This is a genomic window from Clostridium sp. SY8519 (assembly GCF_000270305.1).
Lineage (GTDB): Bacteria > Bacillota > Clostridia > Lachnospirales > Lachnospiraceae > SY8519.
The window spans coordinates 217,542-239,800 of sequence record NC_015737.1; the positions used below are offsets into that span (position 1 = coordinate 217,542).

General features: G+C 49.9%; 18 protein-coding genes. 1 reads left to right on the forward strand and 17 read right to left on the reverse strand.

The features are described from left to right. Positions 1-35 precede the first annotated feature (35 nt). The 11 genes from uvrB to CXIVA_RS01250 all read right to left on the reverse strand — a co-directional run bounded on the left by uvrB (position 36) and on the right by CXIVA_RS01250 (position 16,023). A complete protein-coding gene (gene uvrB / locus CXIVA_RS01205) occupies positions 36-2,021 on the reverse strand; it encodes an excinuclease ABC subunit UvrB (RefSeq protein ID WP_013976177.1) in 1,986 nt (661 codons plus the stop codon). A gap of 115 nt (positions 2,022-2,136) precedes the next feature. After that, positions 2,137-2,778 carry a 3D domain-containing protein gene (locus tag CXIVA_RS14250; protein WP_013976178.1) on the reverse strand — a complete coding sequence of 214 codons (642 nt, stop codon included), beginning with the start codon at positions 2,776-2,778 and terminating at the stop codon, positions 2,137-2,139. 198 nt (positions 2,779-2,976) lie between these two features. Continuing rightward, positions 2,977-3,108: a hypothetical protein gene (locus CXIVA_RS14440; RefSeq protein ID WP_013976179.1), complete on the reverse strand. Its 132-nt coding sequence runs from the start codon at positions 3,106-3,108 to the stop codon at positions 2,977-2,979. 165 nt (positions 3,109-3,273) lie between these two features. After that, complete coding sequence (locus tag CXIVA_RS01215) at positions 3,274-4,770, reverse strand: sodium:solute symporter family protein (protein WP_013976181.1); 1,497 nt, start codon at positions 4,768-4,770, stop codon at positions 3,274-3,276. 350 nt (positions 4,771-5,120) lie between these two features. Continuing rightward, entirely contained in the window at positions 5,121-6,026 is a 906-nt protein-coding gene (locus tag CXIVA_RS01220) for a LysR family transcriptional regulator (protein WP_013976182.1), read from the reverse strand. 82 nt (positions 6,027-6,108) lie between these two features. Further along, entirely contained in the window at positions 6,109-7,230 is a 1,122-nt protein-coding gene (locus CXIVA_RS13240; protein ID WP_013976183.1) for a uroporphyrinogen decarboxylase family protein, read from the reverse strand. A gap of 125 nt (positions 7,231-7,355) precedes the next feature. Continuing rightward, positions 7,356-11,159 (reverse strand): phosphoribosylformylglycinamidine synthase, encoded by a 3,804-nt coding sequence (locus tag CXIVA_RS01230; protein WP_013976184.1) that lies wholly within the window; start codon positions 11,157-11,159, stop codon positions 7,356-7,358. Between the two features lie 273 nt (positions 11,160-11,432). Further along, complete coding sequence (locus tag CXIVA_RS01235) at positions 11,433-12,578, reverse strand: acyl-CoA dehydrogenase (RefSeq protein ID WP_013976185.1); 1,146 nt, start codon at positions 12,576-12,578, stop codon at positions 11,433-11,435. Between the two features lie 118 nt (positions 12,579-12,696). Then, positions 12,697-13,656 carry an electron transfer flavoprotein subunit alpha/FixB family protein gene (locus tag CXIVA_RS01240; protein ID WP_013976186.1) on the reverse strand — a complete coding sequence of 320 codons (960 nt, stop codon included), beginning with the start codon at positions 13,654-13,656 and terminating at the stop codon, positions 12,697-12,699. Between the two features lie 17 nt (positions 13,657-13,673). Then, positions 13,674-14,447: an electron transfer flavoprotein subunit beta/FixA family protein gene (locus tag CXIVA_RS01245; RefSeq protein WP_013976187.1), complete on the reverse strand. Its 774-nt coding sequence runs from the start codon at positions 14,445-14,447 to the stop codon at positions 13,674-13,676. 154 nt (positions 14,448-14,601) lie between these two features. Next, positions 14,602-16,023 (reverse strand): FAD-binding oxidoreductase, encoded by a 1,422-nt coding sequence (locus CXIVA_RS01250; protein ID WP_013976188.1) that lies wholly within the window; start codon positions 16,021-16,023, stop codon positions 14,602-14,604. Positions 16,024-16,553: 530 nt separating this feature from the next. Between CXIVA_RS01250 and CXIVA_RS01255 the strand changes: the two genes are divergently transcribed. Further along, entirely contained in the window at positions 16,554-17,027 is a 474-nt protein-coding gene (locus CXIVA_RS01255; protein ID WP_013976189.1) for a helix-turn-helix domain-containing protein, read from the forward strand. A 101-nt stretch (positions 17,028-17,128) separates the two neighbouring features. Here CXIVA_RS01255 and CXIVA_RS13245 read toward each other — a convergent pair whose 3' ends face one another. From CXIVA_RS13245 to CXIVA_RS01285, 6 genes are all read right to left on the reverse strand, one after another. Further along, positions 17,129-17,806, reverse strand: a complete 678-nt coding sequence (locus tag CXIVA_RS13245) for a GntR family transcriptional regulator (RefSeq protein ID WP_013976190.1) — start codon at positions 17,804-17,806, stop codon at positions 17,129-17,131. Between the two features lie 234 nt (positions 17,807-18,040). Beyond that, the gene (locus CXIVA_RS01265) at positions 18,041-18,229 is read right to left on the reverse strand and encodes an excinuclease ATPase subunit (protein ID WP_013976191.1); all 189 of its coding nucleotides are present in this window, start codon (positions 18,227-18,229) and stop codon (positions 18,041-18,043) included. Positions 18,230-18,244: 15 nt separating this feature from the next. Then, the gene (locus CXIVA_RS01270; RefSeq protein ID WP_013976192.1) at positions 18,245-19,093 is read right to left on the reverse strand and encodes a 3-keto-5-aminohexanoate cleavage protein; all 849 of its coding nucleotides are present in this window, start codon (positions 19,091-19,093) and stop codon (positions 18,245-18,247) included. Between the two features lie 136 nt (positions 19,094-19,229). Then, complete coding sequence (locus tag CXIVA_RS01275) at positions 19,230-20,267, reverse strand: cyclase family protein (protein WP_013976193.1); 1,038 nt, start codon at positions 20,265-20,267, stop codon at positions 19,230-19,232. Positions 20,268-20,359: 92 nt separating this feature from the next. Then, a complete protein-coding gene (locus CXIVA_RS01280) occupies positions 20,360-21,289 on the reverse strand; it encodes a 3-hydroxyacyl-CoA dehydrogenase family protein (protein ID WP_013976194.1) in 930 nt (309 codons plus the stop codon). A gap of 64 nt (positions 21,290-21,353) precedes the next feature. Next, positions 21,354-22,175 carry an SDR family oxidoreductase gene (locus tag CXIVA_RS01285; RefSeq protein ID WP_013976195.1) on the reverse strand — a complete coding sequence of 274 codons (822 nt, stop codon included), beginning with the start codon at positions 22,173-22,175 and terminating at the stop codon, positions 21,354-21,356. Positions 22,176-22,259 lie beyond the last annotated feature (84 nt).

The window sequence follows — 22,259 nt, forward strand, 5'->3', positions numbered from 1 at the left end:
ACCTGTGGTTCTGTGTTTTCTTCTCACGGTCCGCATCAGCCTGCTTCCTGCAGATGCTTCTTTAATTCGATCATCTGATCCCGCAGCACGGCTGCCGTCTCGAAATCCAGATCGGCTGCTGCTTTCTTCATTTTTTCGGTAATTTTGCGGATCATCTGTTCCAGTTCTTTCCTGTTCATGGATTCCGGATCTTTTTTCAGCTCAGTATCCGCAGATGCCGCCTTTTTGGATATACTGATCAGGTCCCGGACTTCCTTGTGAATCGTCTGCGGCGTAATCCCATGGGCTTCGTTATATTCCATCTGAATCCTGCGTCTGCGCTCCGTTTCATCCAGAGCCGCGCGCATGGAATCCGTTATCACATCCGCGTACATAATCACATGCCCCCGGTCATTGCGGGCCGCACGGCCGATGGTCTGGATCAGGGATGTTTCCGAACGGAGAAATCCCTCCTTGTCCGCGTCCAGAATGACTACCAGGGAAATCTCAGGAATATCCAGGCCTTCCCGCAGCAGGTTGATGCCCACCAGCACATCAAACACATCCAGACGCATATCCCGGATGATTTCCGCCCGCTCCAGGGTGTCAATATCCGAGTGCAGATACCGGACCCGTATTCCGATTTCTTTCATATAACCGGTCAGATCTTCTGCCATGCGCTTGGTCAGAGTGGTAATCAGGATCTTGCTGCCCCGCTGGGTTTCCTTGCGGACCTCCCCGACCAGATCGTCGATCTGTCCCTCCACAGGACGCACTTCCACTGCGGGATCCAGCAGACCGGTTGGGCGGATAATCTGTTCGGTGCGCAGCAGCTCATGCTCCTCTTCGTAGGTATTCGGTGTCGCGGACACAAACAGCATCTGATTGATTTTTCCTTCAAATTCCTCAAAATTCAGGGGCCGGTTGTCCTTGGCGGAAGGCAGGCGGAACCCGTAATCCACCAGAGTGGTTTTTCTGGACTGGTCTCCGAAATACATTCCCCGGATCTGGGGAATCGTGATATGGGACTCATCGACCATGATCATAAAATCATCCGGGAAATAATCGATCAGTGTATAAGGCGGCGTACCCGGCGCCAGTCCCGCCAGATGCCGGGAATAATTCTCAATACCGGAACAGAACCCGGTTTCCCGCAGCATCTCAATGTCAAAATTGGTGCGTTCCGCTATTCTCTGGGCTTCCAGGAGTTTGTCCTCACGTTTGAAATAATTCACCCGTTCCTTCAGTTCTTCCTCAATTCCAATGACCGCCTCATTGATTTTCTCCTGGGGAACTACATAATGGGAGGCCGGAAATACCGCGATATGCTTCAGCTCGCTGCGGATCTCCCCGGTCAGCACATCAATCTCCGTGATCCGGTCCACTTCATCGCCGAAGAACTCCACCCGGACGGCAGTTTCCCCTTTGTCTGCCGGAAAAATCTCCAGCACATCTCCCCGCACCCGGAACGTGCCGCGCTGAAAGTCCATATCATTTCGGGAATACTGCATTTCCACCAGTTTGCGGATGACTTCATCTCTGTCCTTTTCCATACCCGGCCGCAGGGACACACACATATTCTGATAATCCACCGGGCTTCCGAGGCCGTAGATACAGGAAACGGACGCGACGATAATGACATCCCTGCGCTCGGACAGGGCGGCTGTGGCTGACAGGCGCAGTTTGTCGATTTCGTCATTGATCGCGCTGTCTTTTTCAATATAGGTATCCGTGGACGGCACATAGGCTTCCGGCTGATAGTAATCATAATAGGAGACAAAATACTCCACTGCGTTTTCCGGGAAAAATTCCTTGAATTCTCCGTACAGCTGCGCAGCCAGCGTCTTATTATGGGAAATGATCAGTGTGGGGCGGTTCAGTCTGGCAATCACATTTGCCATGGTAAATGTCTTGCCGGATCCGGTAACCCCAAGAAGTGTCTGAAACTGATTGCCTTCCTGAAATCCCCTGACCAGATCTTCAATTGCCGCCGGCTGATCCCCGGTCGGCTGATACTTGGAATGAAGCACAAAATGATCCATGACCCTCTCCTTTCTGACTGCTGCAATTGGTTTATTAGTATAACACCGGAAAAAGAAAAATTCCACATCCTTTGATGTGGAATTCTCTTTCTATAAATCGATACTTCTTAACTTCTTAGTAATATACTTTTACATTCACGTAACGCACGCCCCAGCGGTCTGCCTTGGCATGGGAGGAAAACAGGATATCAATCCGGTTGCCTTTGATGGCCCCGCCGGTATCTTCCGCCCGGTATACGTGGCCGTTGATTTCAACATTGCTGCGCAGGGGAATCACCCGGGGATCCACGGCGATCGTGCGGCCCGGTCTCAGTCTGGTGCCCAGTGCGGTGATTCCGGAATTGGAACCGTTGCAGCAGGCTCCCGGACAGTATCCGGTGGTCTTGACACGGATGACTTTATAGCGTTTCACCGTAACGGTGCAGCTGGCGGAAGCATTGGTGCCCAGCACTTTCACACGGATAGTAGCCTTGCCGTTCTTTTTGCCTTTGACCACGCCTTTTTTTGTGACAGAAGCCACCCGGCTGTTGCTGGATGTCCATTTGACTGCCTTTCCGTTCGCGTTCGTAACCACGGCTTTGATCTGTTTCTGTGTACCGGATTTCACGGTAGCCTTTTTTGTCTTTAATACAACAGCGGTTTTCGCTGGTTTAGCGGCAGCCGCCTCTGCCTGTATGTTATTGGTTCCAAATACTGCCACAGCCGCAAAAAGAGAAATTCCGCATCCTGCCAGTACTTTTACTAATTTCTTTTTCAAAACGTACCTCCAAAAAATATTACAATTATTTCATCGGCAGGAACTATTCTAACGCATTTGTTGCATTTTGTTAAGCGGTTTTAATATATTTGTAACATTTATGAAAAAAGAAAACCTCGCAATCCCTTGTCATCAGCGGGACTGCGAGGTTTGTATTTTTTTGTATTTTTTTCTGCACAGTGGTTTTTTCACGGATTTTCAGGATTCTTTCCGCTGTTCCCGGGTCTTTCCCTTCGCTGCGAAAATGCCGGCTGCCACGCCAAACATTCCCATCATTGCCATAATTCCGATCATCCATCCCTGTGTCATACTGAGTGCTGCTGCCGCCATCGTCTCACCTAATCCTCTCTTTCTGCCTCTTTAAACAGTTTCCCGATAAAATAACCCGCAATCGTAATACCAAATACAAGGATTGCTGCTTCGATCACAATATGCCATACCATCATACTGCCGGTCACTCCTTTCTTCTGCTTCTGTCACCGCGTCTGCACGCGCTTAGATCTCATGGGTTGCCTTCATGGCCGCTGTCGCTTCCTGTTCTTTCCGGCTCAGCTTAAAATATCCCGGCTGCGATCCCGGCATCAGGCCGAAGGTAAGGAAACCAACTACCAGCGTTATGATCAGGCACAGGTATACCTGATGGAAATTCGGCATATGCAGGGCCGTCTGCAGTCCGCAGGTAATCCATATCACATTGGCAATCCAGGATACCACGCAGGTAATCACCATGGCCTTTGTGTTTCTCTTCCAGCACAGGCCGAAGATCAGTGTAGTAAAAATCGGCACCGCCCAGGTAAAGATCCAGTTAATCGTAGTCACAACCGTAGGCTGGAACTGGCACAGCACAATGGCCGCGATTCCCACGATCACAATCATAATCCGCATCACGCGGGTCTTCTGCTTTTCTGTGGCATCCGGCCGATACAGTCCGCCGTACAGATCATAGGCAAAAATAGTTGCCGGACACAGCGACGTCATGGCGAAGGTGGAAAGCAGTGCTCCCAGGAAAGACGCGCAGATCAGGGCAATGACCCATTTCGGAAGAACTGCCAGCATCATGGCCGGTGTCATCATCATCGCGCTTCCGCCGACTTTTAAGTAGCCCAGTGCCAGCGCTGCCAGTCCCAGAAGAGTAGGGATAATACAGAACATTCCATTCACCGGGCCGGCCAGCCAGATGGATTTTTTAATCGAAGTGGTATCTTTTGCCGCGATGCAGGTCTGCAGTCCCATCTGGGATACGCCCTGGAACATGGTACAGGTGAAAATCGTCGGAATCGCGAATCCGATGATGATATCTTTGTTGCCGAAGATATCCAGCATCCAGCCATTGCCGGAAGTCTGCAGATTCTTCGCCACATCATCCCAGCCCTGGCCGGGCAGGCACACAAACATTGCGATCAGCGCTACGATCAGCGCGCCGTACATGAATACCGCGTTGATCATATTCAGCCAGGACACTTCCTTCATGCCTGCCAGCAGCACGTAGAAAATACCAAACGCGCCTCCCACCAGTGCGCCGACCATATAAGGCCATCCGGTACATACCACAAAAGTGACTGCCACACACTGGGTTTCCAGACACAGACACCCGAATACCAGCGGTCCCATGACACAGGCAATGAGAATCCGTACCTTTTTTCCATACAGTCTGCCGAAAAGATCCGGAATCGTATCGGTTCCGATTTTCCGGACCCAGGGACCGGTAATCTGTGTAATCACCACCATCATCACTGTACAGGCGATTCCAAACCAGACAGCAATGGAACCCATGGTCGCGCTGTTTTCACAGGTACCCCAGATATGGGCGGATCCCAGCATCGTCAGCGCCAGTGTAATGCCTACCTGGGCTGTGGGCAGCCCTTTTCCCGCCAAAGCAAAACTTCCCTCTTCCGAGGCCATCTTCCGCCCTTTCCGGGCAATGACAAATCCCACACCGAATATGGTTGCGAATTCGTACAGCAATACAAAAATCAATACACCCCAATTCATACAGCACCATCCTGTTCTTTATTCATCAGTAATCATCAGTTTCTGCCGGCTTTTCTTTGTCAGTTATCATTATAAATTTTTTATAAACTATGCGACAATTCTCTATTACTATCTCATCATTCCTTTTGGTTATCGCTCCAAAACTATATGATTTTCATCCACATCCTGTTTGTTTATTTTTCACTGTTTTTCCTCGGTATTTCCAAGATTTTATTGGTAATAATGGTCAAAAAAAGCAGGAGATCCCCGTCTCCTGCTTTTATTATCTGTCTGATTATAACCATTCTGCATTGTGCCATGCAGTATTGTAATAGTGAAACGTTTTTCTCGCCTTTGCAGGAATTTTCCCGCTATTCCTCTATCTCTTCCGGCGGCACATCCTGTGTCAGAAAGTTTTCGATGAATACCTTTTTCATCGGATTGTAGTGCTCCTCATTCCATGCCATGGTCAGGCTGGGATCACTGATGGGATCCGTATCCAGAAACCGGACCGACGGATTGCTGTACAGCAGATTTCTGCCGTCTAAAATGCAGACCCCCACCCCCGCCTCTACCCAGAGCATTTCCTCTGACAGTGAAGAGGCAAACTTTACTTTCGGTGTAAATCCGGCGGTTTTGCAGGCATCCAGGATCAGCCGGGGAGACTCTTCCGAATCTTCCGTTGAAACCATGATAATGGTATCATCCTTAAAATCCGACAGCTTTACATAACGGGCATTGGCCAGCCGGTGGTCCTTATGCACCACCACATAGTCCCTGGTTTTCTCGATAACCTGATACTGCAGCATGGAACGTTCCTTCAAGTCAAAGAGAAGCGTAAAGATAATATCCAGCTCATTTTCATACAGCTTCCGGATCAGTTCATTGAAACTGTAAGTATGCAGATTGATCTTGACCTGGGGATAGAATTCTGCCAGATAATTCAGGATTCCCGGAAAAAGATCGCCCAGGTAAGCGCCTTCCAGCACACCGATATTCAGTTCTCCGGACAGCCCCTGAAAGCTGTTTCTGGCATTGGCAACTGCCAGGTTATAATCATTGTAGATTTTTTCAAATTCCGGAAGCAGCACGGCCGCCGGCGGCGTCAGACGGACATAGCGGTTGCTCCGCACAAAGAGCTGCATATTCAGTTCATTTTCAATCGCAGAAATCTGTCTGCTCAGCGCCGGCTGCGTAATAAAAAGAATCTCCGCCGCCTTGGTAAAATTCAAACACTTTGCCACAGTAATAAAGTATTTCATCTGCGTAATATTCATGCTGCCTCCTTAAAAACTGTCGTAAAAAAAGCTGTTCCGGCGAAAGATCACTCCCGCCGAAACAGCTGACTGCCTGCTGTTTTTATTTCTGTGGATGATGTTCCAGATATTCATGGGCTGCCCGGGACATGGCCAGAACATTCTCCGGCTTCGCATCCGAAGGGATATCGCATCCGGAGGCTACCATTACGCCCCAGGGTCCGATATCGTCCAGCACTGCCGTCACATAATCATAGACTTCCTGTGCTGTGCCGAATGTGAGCATCTCGCAGGGCACATCCCCCAGGATACATACATTGGGTCCCAGAACCTGTCTGCACTTGCGGATATCTGTCTTGGAATCCAGAGCCATGACATAGGTCTTTTCCGGAAGCTGTTTGAAGCGATCCAGCAGAAGATCCCAGTTGGAATCCAGATGGAACATGGGGATGACATTCATCTCGATGCACAGATCATAATATCCTTTAAAGTACGGCCATACAAATTCATCAAACATGTCCGGTGAGATCAGATCCGGGCCGGTGCGCCAGCCGCCGATCCATACGCCGATGGCATGGGTGTCTTCGATCTGTTTCCGATAGGTTTTCAGATTGGACTCCATGACCAGATCAAAAATCTCATGCATCAGCTCCGGTTCATCAAACAGATCATCCACCAGAAAGGCTTCCAGGGAACGTCCGCCGCAGAAATATTCAAAGGGTGTAATCATCAGGAAATCACAGATACACGGGATTCCTGCCTCGTAAAACTTTTTGTAGCTGCGTGGATTGGCTTCAAAAAACGGTTTCAGGTTGTTCCAGTTATCGTTGCATTTCTCATGAATAAACTGTGCCTGCCAGGCCTCCCAGCCCATGTCCTTGATTTTCTGGTAGTCTTCGAATTTCATGTTTTCCGGAATCTCCGTAATCTGCCACATGGCATCATCATCCAGGTCCACGCCCGGTATGGCTGTCTTGGAAAGCCACTGGGTACCCAGCAGATACGGGGAGAAAATCACATTCTGCGTGCCGTCCGCGTCGATCCGTTTCAGTTCCTTAATATTCGCGTCGCAGGCCAGATCAAAATCCGTTATGTAGTCTTTCATCCGGATATGATTGGCTCTGGCCATATAGGCATTGCCGCAGGGCACAAACGGAACACGGTCTGTTGACTCGCAGCGCACGGTTTTTCTCAACAATTCCAGATTATCTTCGTATTTTCCCATAGTAATTACCTCCTGTGCATGATGCTGTCTGCTCTCTGCATTAAGCATAGCAGAAACCGCCGGATGCATCTAAGTTTGAATTTGCATCCCATCATGCACTTTGGTAATTATACGTATCGTTCCTGTTATTTAAAATATTCCACGCCGGCTGCAAACAGCTTCATGTCCTGTTCGCCCCAGGTATTGATCGCGATATGATCGCCCCGGCGCTCCGCATGGCACATCTTTCCGAGGCATCTGCCGTCCGGGCTGGTAATGCCTTCCACCGCCAGATAGGAGCCGTTGATGTTCCATGTTTCATCCATGGTCGGCGTGCCCTCCAGGTTGACATACTGGGTCGCCACCTGACCGTTTTCAAAGAGTTTTTTCAGCCATTCTTCATTTGCCACAAAACGGCCCTCTCCGTGCGAAGCCGGATTGGAATATACACCGCCCAGTTCCGCATTGGCCAGCCACGGGGATTTGTTGGACACTACTTTGATCGTCGCCATCTTGGAAATATGACGGTCGATGGTATTGTAGGTCAGGGTCGGCGCGTCCGCGGTGGGTACCTGACGGATTTCGCCGTAGGGCACCAGTCCCAGTTTGATCAGTGCCTGGAAGCCGTTGCAGATCCCCAGACACAGGCCGTCCCTCTCATCCAGCAGCTTCCGGACTGCTTCACTGATCTTCTCATTGCGGAAGGCAGCGGCAAAGAACTTGGCGGAGCCTTCCGGTTCATCACCGGCAGAAAAGCCGCCCGGGAACATCACAATCTGAGCCTGGCCGATGGCGTCCTCAAAGGCTTCTACGGATTCTTCAATGTCCCGGGGACTCAGATTCCGGAACACCTTGGTGATCACCCGGGCACCCTGCTCCTCAAACGCGCGGGCAGAATCGTATTCGCAGTTCGTCCCCGGGAAAACAGGGATGAATACGGTGGGTTTCGCGATTTTGTTTCTGCAGATATATACATTTCCTGTCTGATACAGCCCGGTCTTTACCTCGGTCTGATCCTTTACGGCAACTGTAGGATATACGCTTTCCAGAGTACCGGTCCATGCAGCCAGTGCCTCCTCCATGGAAATCACACTGCCCTCCAGCGCAAATTCTGCCTGTTCGGTTACTGTACCCACCAGCTTCACCTGGGCGCCCAGTCCCGCTTCTTCCATTGCTTTCAGAATGGAATTGACTTCCGCAGGGGCCGCTTCCGCCACCAGACTGCCAAAGCCCGGCGCGCAGGCCTCCCGCAGGCTGATGTTTTCCATGGATACACCCAGCTGATTGCCGAAGGCCATCTTGCTGACTGCTGCCAGCAGGCCTTTTCCGTCTAACGCGTAGACAGATTCCAGTTTTTTCTTCTGGTTCAGCCCGTAAACCACATCATATACCTTCATAATATTGGCATAGTCCGGCATCTGATCTTTGTCCCTGCCTGTGGTAAAGAGAATCAGGCGGCTGCCCGGATGCTTCAGTTCCGGTGTGATCACATCATGTTCGTCTGCCACATCCACCGCAAAGGATACCAACGTGGGCGGCACGTCGATATCATTGAAGGTGCCGGACATGGAATCTTTGCCGCCGATACTCGGCAGGCCGAATCCCATCTGGGCGCTGTATGCGCCTAACAGTGCGGTAAATGGCTGGCTCCAGCGTGCGGGATCTTCACTCATTCTGCGGAAGTACTCCTGGAAGGTAAAGCGGATCTTATGATAATCTCCGCCGGCGGCAACAATTTTTGCCACAGATTCCGTCACTGCGTACGCTGCGCCATGATACGGGCTCCAGCTGGTCAGATACGGATCAAAGCCATAGCTCATCATCGTCACTGCGTCGCATTTTCCCTTCAGAACCGGCACTTTTGCCACCATACTCTGGGTTTCCGTAAGTTGATATTTCCCTCCGAAAGGCATGTACACACTGCCGGCGCCGATGGACGCGTCAAACCGCTCCACCAGTCCCTTCTGGGAGCATACATTCAGATCCTTCAGAGTATCCAGCCATGCGGCTTTCACGTCGCCGGCAGCTACATCCTTTTCCACGGATTCCAGTGCCAGGCGGTCAAAATATCCGTTCTCTTCGCTGGGCAGTTCCACATGCACCGATGCTTCCTGATGGGCGCCGTTTGTATTCAGGAACGCCCGGGACAGGTTCACAATCTCCTTCTCTCTCCAGCGGAGAATCAGACGGGGTTCCTCGGTTACGACCGCCACTTTCACTGCTTCGAGATTTTCCTCTGCTGCGTAAGCCAGGAACTGTTCGGCGTCTTTCGGAGCCACTACCACGGCCATCCGTTCCTGGGATTCTGAAATCGCCAGCTCTGTTCCGTCCAGACCCGCGTATTTCTTGGGTACGCGATCCAGGTCAATGTCCAGGCCGTCTGCCAGCTCACCGATTGCCACCGATACTCCGCCGGCTCCAAAGTCATTGCATTTCTTAATCAGGCGGGTTACTTCTTCCCTGCGGAACAGGCGCTGGATCTTGCGCTCTGTAGGCGGATTGCCCTTCTGTACTTCCGCGCCGCAGGTATCAATGGATTCCGTCGTATGAGCTTTCGATGAACCGGTTGCGCCGCCGCATCCGTCACGTCCGGTACGGCCGCCCAGAAGAATGATGATATCACCGGGATCCGAGGTCAGACGCTGGACTGCCCGCCGCGGAGCAGCTCCTAATACCGCGCCGATTTCCATTCGTTTGGCTACATAATTCGGATGATAGATTTCTTTCACCAGACCGGTAGCCAGACCGATCTGGTTGCCGTAGGAGCTGTAGCCTGCCGCTGCGCCGGTGACGATCTTTTTCTGGGGAAGTTTTCCCTCCAGGGTATCTTTCACCGACACGGTAGGGTCTGCTGCTCCCGTGACACGCATTGCCTGGTATACATACGTACGCCCGGAAAGAGGATCGCGGATTGCGCCGCCCAGGCAGGTGGCCGCGCCGCCGAAGGGTTCGATTTCCGTCGGATGGTTGTGGGTCTCGTTTTTGAAATTAATCAGCCACTCTTCTTCTTTTCCGTCTACCAGCAGCGGCACTACGATACTGCAGGCATTGATCTCATCGGATTCTTCCTGGTCATCCAGCTTGCCCTGCTGTTTCAGCAGTTTGGCGGCAAGTGTGCCCAGATCCATCAGACAGATGTACTTGTCGTCTCTGTCTTTATAATAAATTTCATGGTCTTTTCTGTAGGATTCGAATGTATTGCGGATCGGTTCCTGATATCTGCCTTCCTCGAAGGTAATATCCTTCAGTTCTGTGGAAAATGTGGTATGGCGGCAGTGGTCGGACCAGTAGGTGTCCAGCACGCGGATTTCTGTCATCGTCGGATCCCGCTGTTCCTCATCGGCAAAGTAGTGCTGAATGTGCAGAAAATCCCGGAATGTCATCGCCAGTCCCAGAGAATCATACAGCTGCTGAAGAGGTTCCTCCGGCATATCTTTGAATCCCGTAAGAATCTGCACATCTGCGGGCTCCTCAAAGTTCTGCACCAGGGTCTGAGGCTTTTCCATGCCCGTTTCCCTGGAATCCACCGGATTGATGCAGTGATGCTTGATCGCTTCCATCTCTTCCTCGGTCACATCTCCCTCGATCACATAGGTCATCGCTGTGCGGATAATGGCCTCGGATTCCTTATAGAGGAGCTTGATGCACTGTTCCGCGGAATCTGCGCGCTGATCAAACTGTCCCGGCAGGAATTCCACGCTGAATACCCTGCCGCCTGCCGCGTCAAAGGTCTCTTCATACAGGTCATCTACCGGCGGCTCCGCAAATACGATATGAAGTGCCTTCTGATAGATCTCTTCCGGAATGTTCTCCACATCATAGCGAACCAACGCCCTGACGCCGGTTACACTGTGTATTCCCAGATATCCGCTGATTTCAGATAAAAGTTCGGATGCCTTGACTGCAAAATCCTTTTTCTTTTCTACATATACTCTGCGCACGCCGCCCATGTATAATCCTCCTTCATGAAAACGCAATTAAACTCAAATTACAGTATAAAATATCTCCCCCGTGAATGGAAGTGTCTATCTTCGCTTTCTTGAAAATATTTTCCGGCAGAATCCCCGGTGCCGGGCAAACCCGGCCCGGTCCAACTCATTACAGCCAAATCCATCGCAGACAAATCTGCCGCAGACAAATCCGCCGCAAATAGAAAAACGGAACCGCACAGCAACTGTGCGGTTCCGGATTCTGTCTTACACTCGCGAAAACGAAAGTGTCACTTATTTGGTTTTGCCCATCCAGCCGGCGATAACCATTCTCTGAACTTCAGAAGTTCCTTCGTAGATCTCTGTGATCTTAGCATCACGCATATGACGCTCGAACGGATAATCTCTGGTGTAACCATAACCACCAACTAACTGTACGCAGCGGCGTGTAATGTCAGAAGCAGCCTCGGATGCCTGCAGTTTGCCCATAGCAGCCAGATGAGAGTAAGGCTCGCCATCCTGCTTAGCCTGAGCTGCACGGTAGATCAGCAGTCTTGCGCCGTCTAATCTTGCCTGCATGCTTGCCAGCTCGAACTGAGTGTTCTGGAATTTCCAGATCGGTCTGCCAAACTGGATACGCTCTTTGGTGTAAGCTACGGTCTCATCAATAGCAGCCTGTGCGATACCAAGTGCCTGTGCGCCGATACCGATACGTCCGCCGTCCAGTGTCATCATAGCTACTTTGAAGCCCTTGCCAAGCTCGCCCAGCAGGTTCTCTTTCGGAACGATGCAGTCATCAAAGATCAGCTCGGATGTGGAAGAGCCGCGGATACCCATCTTCTTCTCATGTCCGCCAACAGAGAATCCCGGGAAGTCACGCTCAACGATAAATGCGGAAATGCCGTGGTTTCCCTTTTCTTTATCGGTCATAGCGAATACTACGAATACATCTGCAAAGCCTGCATTTGTGATGAATACTTTGGATCCGTTTAATACAAAGTGATCGCCCTTGTCCACTGCAACAGTCTTCTGCATAGCTGCATCTGTACCTGCGCCCGGCTCAGTCAGACCGAAAGCGCCAAGCTTCTCACCGCTTAACAGTCCCGGCAAATATTTCTTTTTCTGCTCTTCGGTACCGAAAGTAAAGATCGGCCAGCAGCAAAGGGAAGTATGTGCGGAAACCATTACGGAAGTAGTAGCGCAGTACTCTGCTAATTTCTCACATACGCCGATGTATGTAACGTAGGACAGTCCGGCTCCGCCGTACTCTTCCGGGAAAGGAACGCCCATCATACCCATCTCAGCCAGTGCATGCCAGGTATCTTCCGGGAACTTCTCCTCTTCGTCAACTTCTGCTGCCTTAGGACCTACCTCGTTCTTTGCGAAATCGTCGAGCATGTCGATGATTTCCTGCTCTTCCTCATTAAAATGGAAATTCATACAATTCTCCTCCTGTCTTGTTGTTGAGTACTTTTTATGCTGCAGCGGAGAGCGACAGATTCCCGCTGCAGGGCAGTACCCATGTGGTCACCTGTCACTATCCACTTTACACGTTTCCCTATTTGTTTGCAATAACCTTTTTCACTTCTTCAATGAAAATCGGAAGGATCTTCTTCGCATCGCCGACAATGCCTACATCAGCCACTTCAAAAATCGGAGCGTCTTCGTCTTTGTTAATGGCAACCACATACTTGGAGCTGCTCATACCGGATACGTGCTGTGTAGCGCCGGATACGCCTGCGCAGATATAAAGCTGGGGAGCAACGATTTTTCCGGACTGGCCTACCTGGTGCTGACGGCCGATCCAGCCTTCTTCGATTACCGGACGGGTAGCTCCTACCACACCGCCAAGTACATCTGCCAGCTCCTCGATCAGCGCGAAATCTTCCTTGGAGCCCATGCCGCGGCCGCCGGAAACGATTACCTGCGCGTCTTCCAGGTTGACTGCTTCGCCTGCTTCTGCGATCAGGTCCACAATTTTGGAACGAAGGACATCATCAGATACTGTAATATCGGATGCGGCAATCGGAGCTGCTGCTGTTTCTGCCGGTTTTTCATAGCTTCCGCCGCGAACATTCGCAACGGCTATAGTGCCTTTGACTTTGCGATCTTCCAGAATCGTGCCGCCGAATGCCGGACGAGTGAAGATCAGCGCGTCGCCGTCTGCCGCGATGGATAATACATCGGTAACAGAACCGGTATCCAGAAGTGTGGCAATACGAGGAGTAACGACTTTGCCTACCGGAGTAGCGCTCAGAAGTACGGCTGCGTAATCGCCGGCCTTCGCCTGCTGTACCAGTGCATGTGTAATATAATCTTCTGTCGGTGCTTCCGGTCCGTTGATCACAATAACGGATGCAACGCCTGCCTTGGCTGTGGCAGCTGCTGCCTCATCCAGGCCGGTTCCGATCAGGACTGCGTCTGCCTCTGCCTGTACGGAAGCAGCAGCAGAGATAAGTTCAAGGCTGGCGCCTGTGGGCATGCCTTCTTTTGTCTCGATATATACCAGAAATTTCATACTAATACTACCCCTTCCTACAGTGCTTTTGCGGCCAGCATCGTTTCAATGGCCTTGCTTACAGCTGTCGCGTCTTCTTCTTCCTGGATCTTGATGCCGGCTGCTTTCTTAGCAGGCTCTTTGTATCCAAGGTATTCTACCTTTGCTTCGGAAGCTGCTGCGGCGATCACAGGCACTTCTGCCTTACGTGCTGCAAGTTTGCTCTTGATGGTCGGGTAACGCGGATCGTAGTCCGGTTTGGATACGGTCATGATTGCCGGAAGTGCGCTTTCCACAACCTGATATCCCTCATCGGTCTCTTTCTTTGACTGCACGCCTGCGTCAACAGGATTGACTTCTACGATATTGGATACATAAGGAAGGCCCAGTTTTTCAGCCAGGATACCGCCTACTTCGCCATCAATGTAGTCTGTGGATTCCTTGCCTACAAGGATCAGATCGAATTTGGCGCCGTTGGCCTCTTCCATCTGGGGAATTGCCTGTGCAATTGCCTCTGCTACCACATTGGAATCTGCGCCGGCAAGCTCTGCGTCATTGATCAGATATGCTTTTTTCGCGCCTACGGCCAGACAACTCTTTAAGCTTGTGTTGTTCTCTTCCGGTCCTACCGACACAACCGTTACTGTGCCTTCATGGGCTTCCACATAGCGAACTGCAAGCTCCAGGGCATATGTATCAAATGCGCTGGCCTGCGGGTCTGCTTTCGACAGATCCGGTGTATTGGTAGCCGGATCCAGATGGATTTCAATGGAGTCATCCGGAACCTGTTTAATACATACAAGAATTTCCATAAAAACTTTCCTCCGATATATTCGTTCTTTAACGCAATGAGAAATGCGGATCCGCATTTCTCATCGCATCACAATATCGTATTATAGCACTTGTTAAATAATATACAATACTGCGTCATTTTTCATTTGTGCACATGTCCGCGTCTTCTGCCGCTTACAGGCTGTAGCATACCTTGCCCGGATTCAGGATCATGTTCGGGTCAAATACTTTCTTGATGCCTTCCATCAGGGCCATGTTGGTTTCGCCAACAGACTCTTTTAAGTATTTCACTTTGCCGCGGCCGATTCCGTGCTCGCCGGAAACCAGTCCGCCGCAAGCGGTAGCTTCTGCGTAAAGTTTCTCGAAGTATTTGTCTACACGGCTCTTGAACTCTTCCTCCGGAAGGTCATTGCTGCACTGATAAATATGCAGGTTGCCGTCGCCGGCATGGCCGAAGCTCTTGATGGTAAGACCGCATTCCTCGCCCAGATCTTTGGAGTATTTTACAAAACGTGCAATCTCGTTGACCGGTACTACCACGTCGCACTCGTCAAGCAGCTTTGTCTCTGCTTCGATTGCTTCCAGGAAGGAAGAACGTGCAGCCCACGCGTCTTTGATCTTTGCCGGGCTGTCTGCCACCAGGATATCGATTGCGCCTGCCTCCAGAAGCAGTTCGCTGATTCTCTCCAGCTGATCTTCCAGATCCTCTTCATCTTTGCCTTCCAGAGTTACCAGCAGATAAGCGCCTGCTTCCTGGCCTTCGATGGTCTGCGGGAATACGGAACGTCCGATATAACGCTCAGAAGAAAGGACAATCTCTCTCTCCATGAACTCCAGTGCCTGAGGATCAAAGTTTGCCATTTTGATCTTCGGTACTGTGGAAATGGCAGTATCAATATCTTCGAAGGGTACGATCAGGCTCCATACTTTGCCCGGTGCCGGAACTACTTTTAAGGTAAGCTCTGTGATGATGCCAAGAGTACCCTCAGAACCGATCATTAAGTTCAGCAGGGAATACCCGGAAGAAGTCTTGGATACGGTAGCGCCGAGATGTGTGATTTCGCCGGTAGGAAGAACGACGGTCATCGCACGTACATAGTCTCTGGTCGCGCCGTATTTTACAGCTCTCATGCCGCCTGCGTTTGTCGATACGTTGCCGCCGACAGTCGCGAATTTTTCGCCCGGATCCGGCGGATACAGAAGGCCTTTGGATACGCAGTCCTCAGCCAGGTCATTCAGCAGCACACCTGCCTGAATGGTTACGCCGAAATTCTCCATATCATAGCTGAGAATCTTATTCATCTTGGTGGTATCAATGATCAGGCCGCCAAGAATCGGAACCGCGCCGCCTACAAGACCGGTACCGGCACCACGGGGAGTTACAGGGATCTTATTCTCGTTGCAGATCTTCATAACTGCTGCGATCTCTTCTGTAGATGTGGCCATCAGCAGTGCATCCGGCATCTTTCTGCCGTAGATCGGCATTTCGTCATGTTCGTAATCCTCGTTGATCTCATCTCCCACAAGAAGATGACCCGGAGCTGCTGCTTTCAGCTGTTCAATGATTTCCGGTGTTAATGCATTGTAATTTGGCATGTTTATCCTCCTTTTACGTTTGCGGTAAACACATTTACCCTTGGAATAAATATGCCACATTTTAAGTTTTTTTGCAAGATGAACGACAGCCGCCCGAAATCCGCTCCATAAACTGGTAATTTTTCATAAGACATTTTTTTATTTTTCAGCCATAGTCCCTAAATCCGCTGATAGCAAGGGTTTCCGGAATTGTGATTATATATTTTATAAAATATCCCTTTTTTCCCTTTCCTACGCAAGGCGAAAATCTAATCAGACCCGCAAATTTGTTTGCAACAAAATACATAGAATTCCCACTGTTTTCAACGTATACCGTGATTGTGAAAATATAAGAATCTTCTCAAACAAAAGAATCCTTTCCTCCACTGTCGCCTCTCTGGTCCTGACTGCTAAAATACAGAAATATTTCATGAATTTTCAATTGAATTTTTTTCACATTATTGTTACAATTGTATGAGTAACTTGGTTACCATTCCATCACTTAATAACTAATACTCTGGTACATCTGCGCAAGGAGGCCTAATCCCGCAATGAAAACAGTCAATCCTTATCACTATGTCACCAACTGCATTTCCGGCAAATGGAAAATGACGCTTCTTCATCATATCCACCATTATGGAAAGATCCGTTTCAACGAAACGAAGAAGACCCTGGGTGTCAGTGAAAAAGTATTGAGCCAGCAGCTGAAGGAACTGGCCCGGGACGGACTGGTGGAGCGCATCCAGTATAATACTATCCCCCTGAAAGTGGAATATATTCTCACGCCGGCGGGAGAGGATCTGATCCCGGCCCTGGACATTCTTTACATCTGGAGTGTACGGCGGCTGGCTGCCCTGAATATGCCCATTGATCCGGATGCCTTTAAAGTCCATACCGAGTTAAAGTATGAAGACCAGCTGATGGACATCATGGATACTTACATGAAAAAACATGTCTCTGAGGATGGCGATGCTTCTGAAAAAGAGCCGGATTCCGGTTCCGACGGCACATCTGCTTCCCACTGATAGCTCTGCCAGCACAGGGACCCTGTTCGTTTCCGAACAGGGTCCCTTTCAGTCATTCTGTATTTTTTCCTGTCAGTCATACGGCCGGCTCCGGGCTGCGGTCAGCTGCGGCTTTTGACTGTTTCGAGATTTTTGATGATATAGGCCCTGGACCAGAGCTGATGCTGTTCCAGTCCATCACAGATTCCGGAAAAATCTTCCGCGATTACCGCTTTATGAATATCCTCAAAATAAGTGATTCCGGAGTGGTAGCCGGTGCCGCTGCCGCCCTTTTCTCTGGGCATGGCGAATAATTCATGGAGGATTTCATCCAGTCCCGTCATGGAAGTGATCTTTGACAGCAGTACCTCATTATTCGCGTTGCGGTAAAACACGTCCATAATATTCCGGATGCACCGGCAGCTTTCCACGACTCCGTTGGAATTGCGGTATTCCTCTATATATCCCCCGATCTGGGCTGCCATCTGACTGCTGTCCCCGTAGCGCAGCGCGTTTCGTGCCGCCAGCATCTGATAGGCAAAGCTGATCTCCTGAATCTGACGTACGTCATTTTCCGTGATATCGATCACCCGGGCGCCTACGTTGTTTTCGAATTCAATGAGTCCCTCATTCAGCAGACGGTTCAATGCCTCCCGCACCGGGGTGGAACTTACTCCGTATTCTTCCTGAAGCTTGCTCACATTCAGCTTGCTTCCGAACGGAATCTTAAGAGACACAATCCGTTCTCTCAGTTTTTCATAAACCTGGTCCACCAGGGATACTCGTTTAATAACTGCCATACTTCTCCATTCTCTTTCTCTGCCGGGGCAGAACTTCATATATTATATTTTGCAAAATAACAAATATTTGTATTATTATCGCACAGCCTGCGGGTTTTTTCAAGTATACCGTACACCATTTTTCCATTCCCTTCCACATCACACAGCGGTCCCTTCCGTCTGCATGAAAAAAGAGAAGGCTCTGACCGAACCTTCTCTTCCACTTTTTTATTGATTTCTCAGAATTGTTCTGATTTACTCAACTTCGAAATAATCCGCATCATCTACCGTACGGGCGCCGTCTTTTTCATATACCCCCATCACCTTGCATTTCGGGCAGAATCCGAATTCATCGCCGAATTCTGTCATCAGGTCGGTGGCATACTCAAATTTCAGGCCGCATTTCGGGCAGTGATAATACATCATCTGCGGTCCCCAGGTCATAGAATCAACCTCCGATTATTTCTTCAGACCAAGCATCTCACGAGCTTCGTCCGGAGTAGCAACATCGTTGCCGAACTCGCGGATTACGCGGGCAGCTCTCTCTACGAACTGACGGTTGGACTCAGCAAGCTGGCCTTTTGCGTACATAACGTTGTCTTCCATACCTACACGAACATGTCCGCCCAGTGCAACTGCGCCGTACAGCATCTCCATAGCGCTGTGGCCTACACCGAAGCAGGACCAGGTGTTGTCTTTGCCGCACAGGGATTCCATGGTCTCTTTCATGAATACCAGGTTCTTCATGGTGCCGGCGATACCATTTGCGCAGCCCATGCAGAACTGGAAGTGCTGCGGTCCTACCAGGACACCTTTCTTCAGATAGTATGCTGCATTGCCGATCATACCCGGATCAAATACTTCGATCTCCGGTTTTGTACCGCACTCCTGGAATAATTTTCCGCAGTCTTCCAGGAATTTCGGGCTGTTTAAGAACAGGCCGCTGTTCAGCCAGTTCATGGAACCGCAGTCATAGGAAGCCATTTCCGGATGCAGATCTTTGACATGCTGTACACGGATCTGATCATCTGCGTGGATATCACCGGATGTGGTCATGTTAACGATGATGTCGCAGTCCGGATGATTTGTCTTAAGCAGCTCTGCTGTCTTGGCGAATCTGGCCGGATCCATAACACCGTTGCCGTTGTCATCTCTCATATGGATATGAGCGATTGCAGCGCCTGCTTTCCAGCAGTCATATACGTCTTCTGCGATCTCTTCCGGTGTCATCGGAACGTTAGGGTTGTTCTCTTTTTTCGGCCATGCGCCTGTTACTGCAGCTGTGATAATTGTTTTTTTCTTTGCCATTGGAAATTACCTCTCTCTGTTAAATGAAATCATTCAAGCAAGGACAGCCGCCGCAAGCATCGCCTGCAGCGGCTGATCTGCTACCATAACAGTATATTACAGTATATTTTGCGAATCAACAGTTTCTGTTATTTTCTTACAGCTCTGTTACCATTCTGGAAGGATTCTCTAATGCTCTGTCTTTGGTGAACTTGTGGTTTAAGAATACTTCTCTGTCCTGTGCGCCGGTACCAGCATATTTGTATGTTCTGGTCGGTACATCTTTGTTGATATCATCTTCGTCAATGTAAGCCACGCAGCGAGCCATAGAACCGTCGCCCATGTACCATCTCAGAGGGAAGCAGAAGAATTTGAATTTTTTGCCTTTTACTTTCTCGATGTCACCGCCAAGGTTCTCAACACCTACGATACCATGGCCAAGCATTGTCTTGTGGCAAGGCTCCCAGGTACCCCAGCATCCGATTGCTTCCAGAGCACCAAACTTCTTGTCGTATGCTTCCTGGCCGTGCAGTCTGATGTACTCGAATTTATCGAACTCAGCGTATGCTTCCTCACCGAACAGCTCTTTGTACTCTTCTGTGATGGGTTTTCCGGATGCGCCAAGAAGGTTCATTCTGGTCATACCGTTGTTGCCCATAGCGGTGTGCAGCGGATGATCCAGTGCCTGCATATCCATAGCTACGCATTTTACTTTGTGGTCTACGAACCACTGGCCAGCTTCTACGCCGGTACCGCAGGAATAATGATAATACTCTTTGGTATCGTCAAACAGCTGGTTCATGCCGGTTACCAGACATACAACCTTGTTCTCCAGCTCGCCTTTTGCAGGATCCGGATCAATGCCCATACGACGGCATGCGTCATCCAGATGTTTGCCTGTGATCAGGCCCCAGCGCTCGATCTGGATATCCAGAGCTACTGCGTCGCCTGTGTAAGCGTCGATCGGCATCTCATGTGTGTAACGAGCTCTCTTGCCGTCAAACTCAACTTCCATAACGTGACGCGGTGCATCACAATGTGTACCTGTATGCATTGTGCATCCGATGTACTGTGTTAAAACGCCGCCTTTAGCCATGGAATGCTTGGAATCGATGACCGGTTTGTCAAAGTACGGCCAACGCGGAATCTCAGCGCCAAACGGATGTGTCAGATCAACATATACCATATTTCCCATTTTAATTTTCCTCCTTAAAAAAGATATCTTGAAATTTATATCTTACAGGGGCCGCACAGGCAGCCCCTGCAATGGGCAGTGTGTCCGGAATCTTATTTTCCGTAGATCATCTTGATCAGGTATTCATTCAGGCCGTCTTTGGAAGCCTGTACGCTCTCTGCATCCCATTTCAGGAAGCCTTCGCCTGATTTGAATCCTTCTTTGCCTTCTTTGATCATCTCGGACAGAAGCGGTGAAGGCTCATGGTTGTCTGCCAGATACTGCAGAACATAGTTGTGAATATTGTAAGTCAGAGTTGTGCTGACCATATCGGAGTTCTCGATGGGGCCAAGCTGCGGGAGTCTGAGTCCGAAGCTGTATTTTACCGCGTCATCCACGGTCTTCGGATCAGCGATTCCCTGCTCTACGATGGAAATAGCCTCACGCCAGAGCGCATGCTGCATTCTGTTGGCAACAAAGCCCGGAACGTCCTTCTTGCAGTAGATCGGCTTTTTGCCTGCTTTGGTCATGATATCCATGACTGCCTGCATCACTTCCTCTGTGGTATCTTTTGTTTTTACCACTTCTACCAGCGGGATCAGGAAGCCGGGGTTCCAGAAATGGGTGCCGCAGATTCTCTCTTTGTGCTGGCATTTCTCGGAAATCTCTGTCGGGCTCATAACGGAAGTGTTGGTGCAGTAAATGCAGTCCTCAGAGGTGATGGACTCCAGATCTCTGAACAGATTCTGTTTGGTTTCCATAACTTCCGGTACGCACTCAACTACCAGATCAGCGGCTTTTACACGGTCATGGTTCAGGTCGGTAACCAGAACCACGCGCTCTACTACGCTGTCCACATCTGCTTCTGTTACTACGCCGTGGGCCACCAGTTCCTTCATGTTCTGGCGAATCATGCCGGCGATGTCTTTTTCACGATGGTTCCAGATGGTAACCTGTGCATCCGGAATCGTGCAGAATACCTGAGCAATGGCGCAGCCCATCATGCCGCCGCCGCAGATCACAAAATTCTTAATCTCTTTCATTCTTCGCTTATCTCCAATTCTAATGTTCTTGTTTGCTTACCGCACGGTTGCCGTCAGGCAGATCTTAGCAGGTAAGGTAACCGCCGGAGCAGTCGCATGCAGAACCTGTGATGAAGTTGGAAGCATCAGAAGAAAGGAACATTGCGTATCCGACGAAATCTTCCGGCTCAGCCAGACGTCCGATCGGCTCACGTTTCATGAAGTTCTTGTATACTTCTGAGTTTTTATCAAACATCCACTCGGTTAACTCAGACCGGAATACGGTCGGGCAGATGGAGTTTACGTTGATGCCGTATTTTGCGGATAAATCGCAGGCCATGGAAGCGATCATCAGATCAGCGCCGCCCTTGGAAGTGCAGTAGCCTGTGTATCCTGCCATACCGCGTTTGGATCTCTGGGAGGTAACAACCACGATCTTGCCGCCCTGGCCGGAAGCAACTTCTTCTGCGCCGTTTAACTGTTTTACCATCTGCTCTGCTACATATTTCAGAACGATATATACGGATTTGCAGTCAGCGTCCATGATGTACTGCCAGTCAGCAACAGACTGCTCCAGAATATTCTGCGGTTTGTTGAAGCCGTGAGCAATAGCCAGAATGTTAATCTCGCCGTAAGCATCTACTGCCTTTTTGATGACAGCCTGTACATCTTCTTCTTTTGCCGGATCGCCGGCAGCGAGGATGCAGTCAATGCCTTCTGCTTTGAACTCGTCAACCAGTGCCTGTAATTTTGCTTCATTACGGCCGGACAGAACTACTTTCGCGCCTGCATAGCCATAGCCTTTTGCCAGGACTTTGCCTAAAGCACCTGTAGCGCCTGTAACCAGTGCAACTTTACCTTTTACAGAGAACATGTTGTCGACAAAATCTTTTTTTAAGTTTACCATTTTGACTATTCCTCCTTAAGAAATAATTGATTAAATTAAGATAAATCCCTTTGTAGATTTTCTCCGTAAATAGTATATGATAAC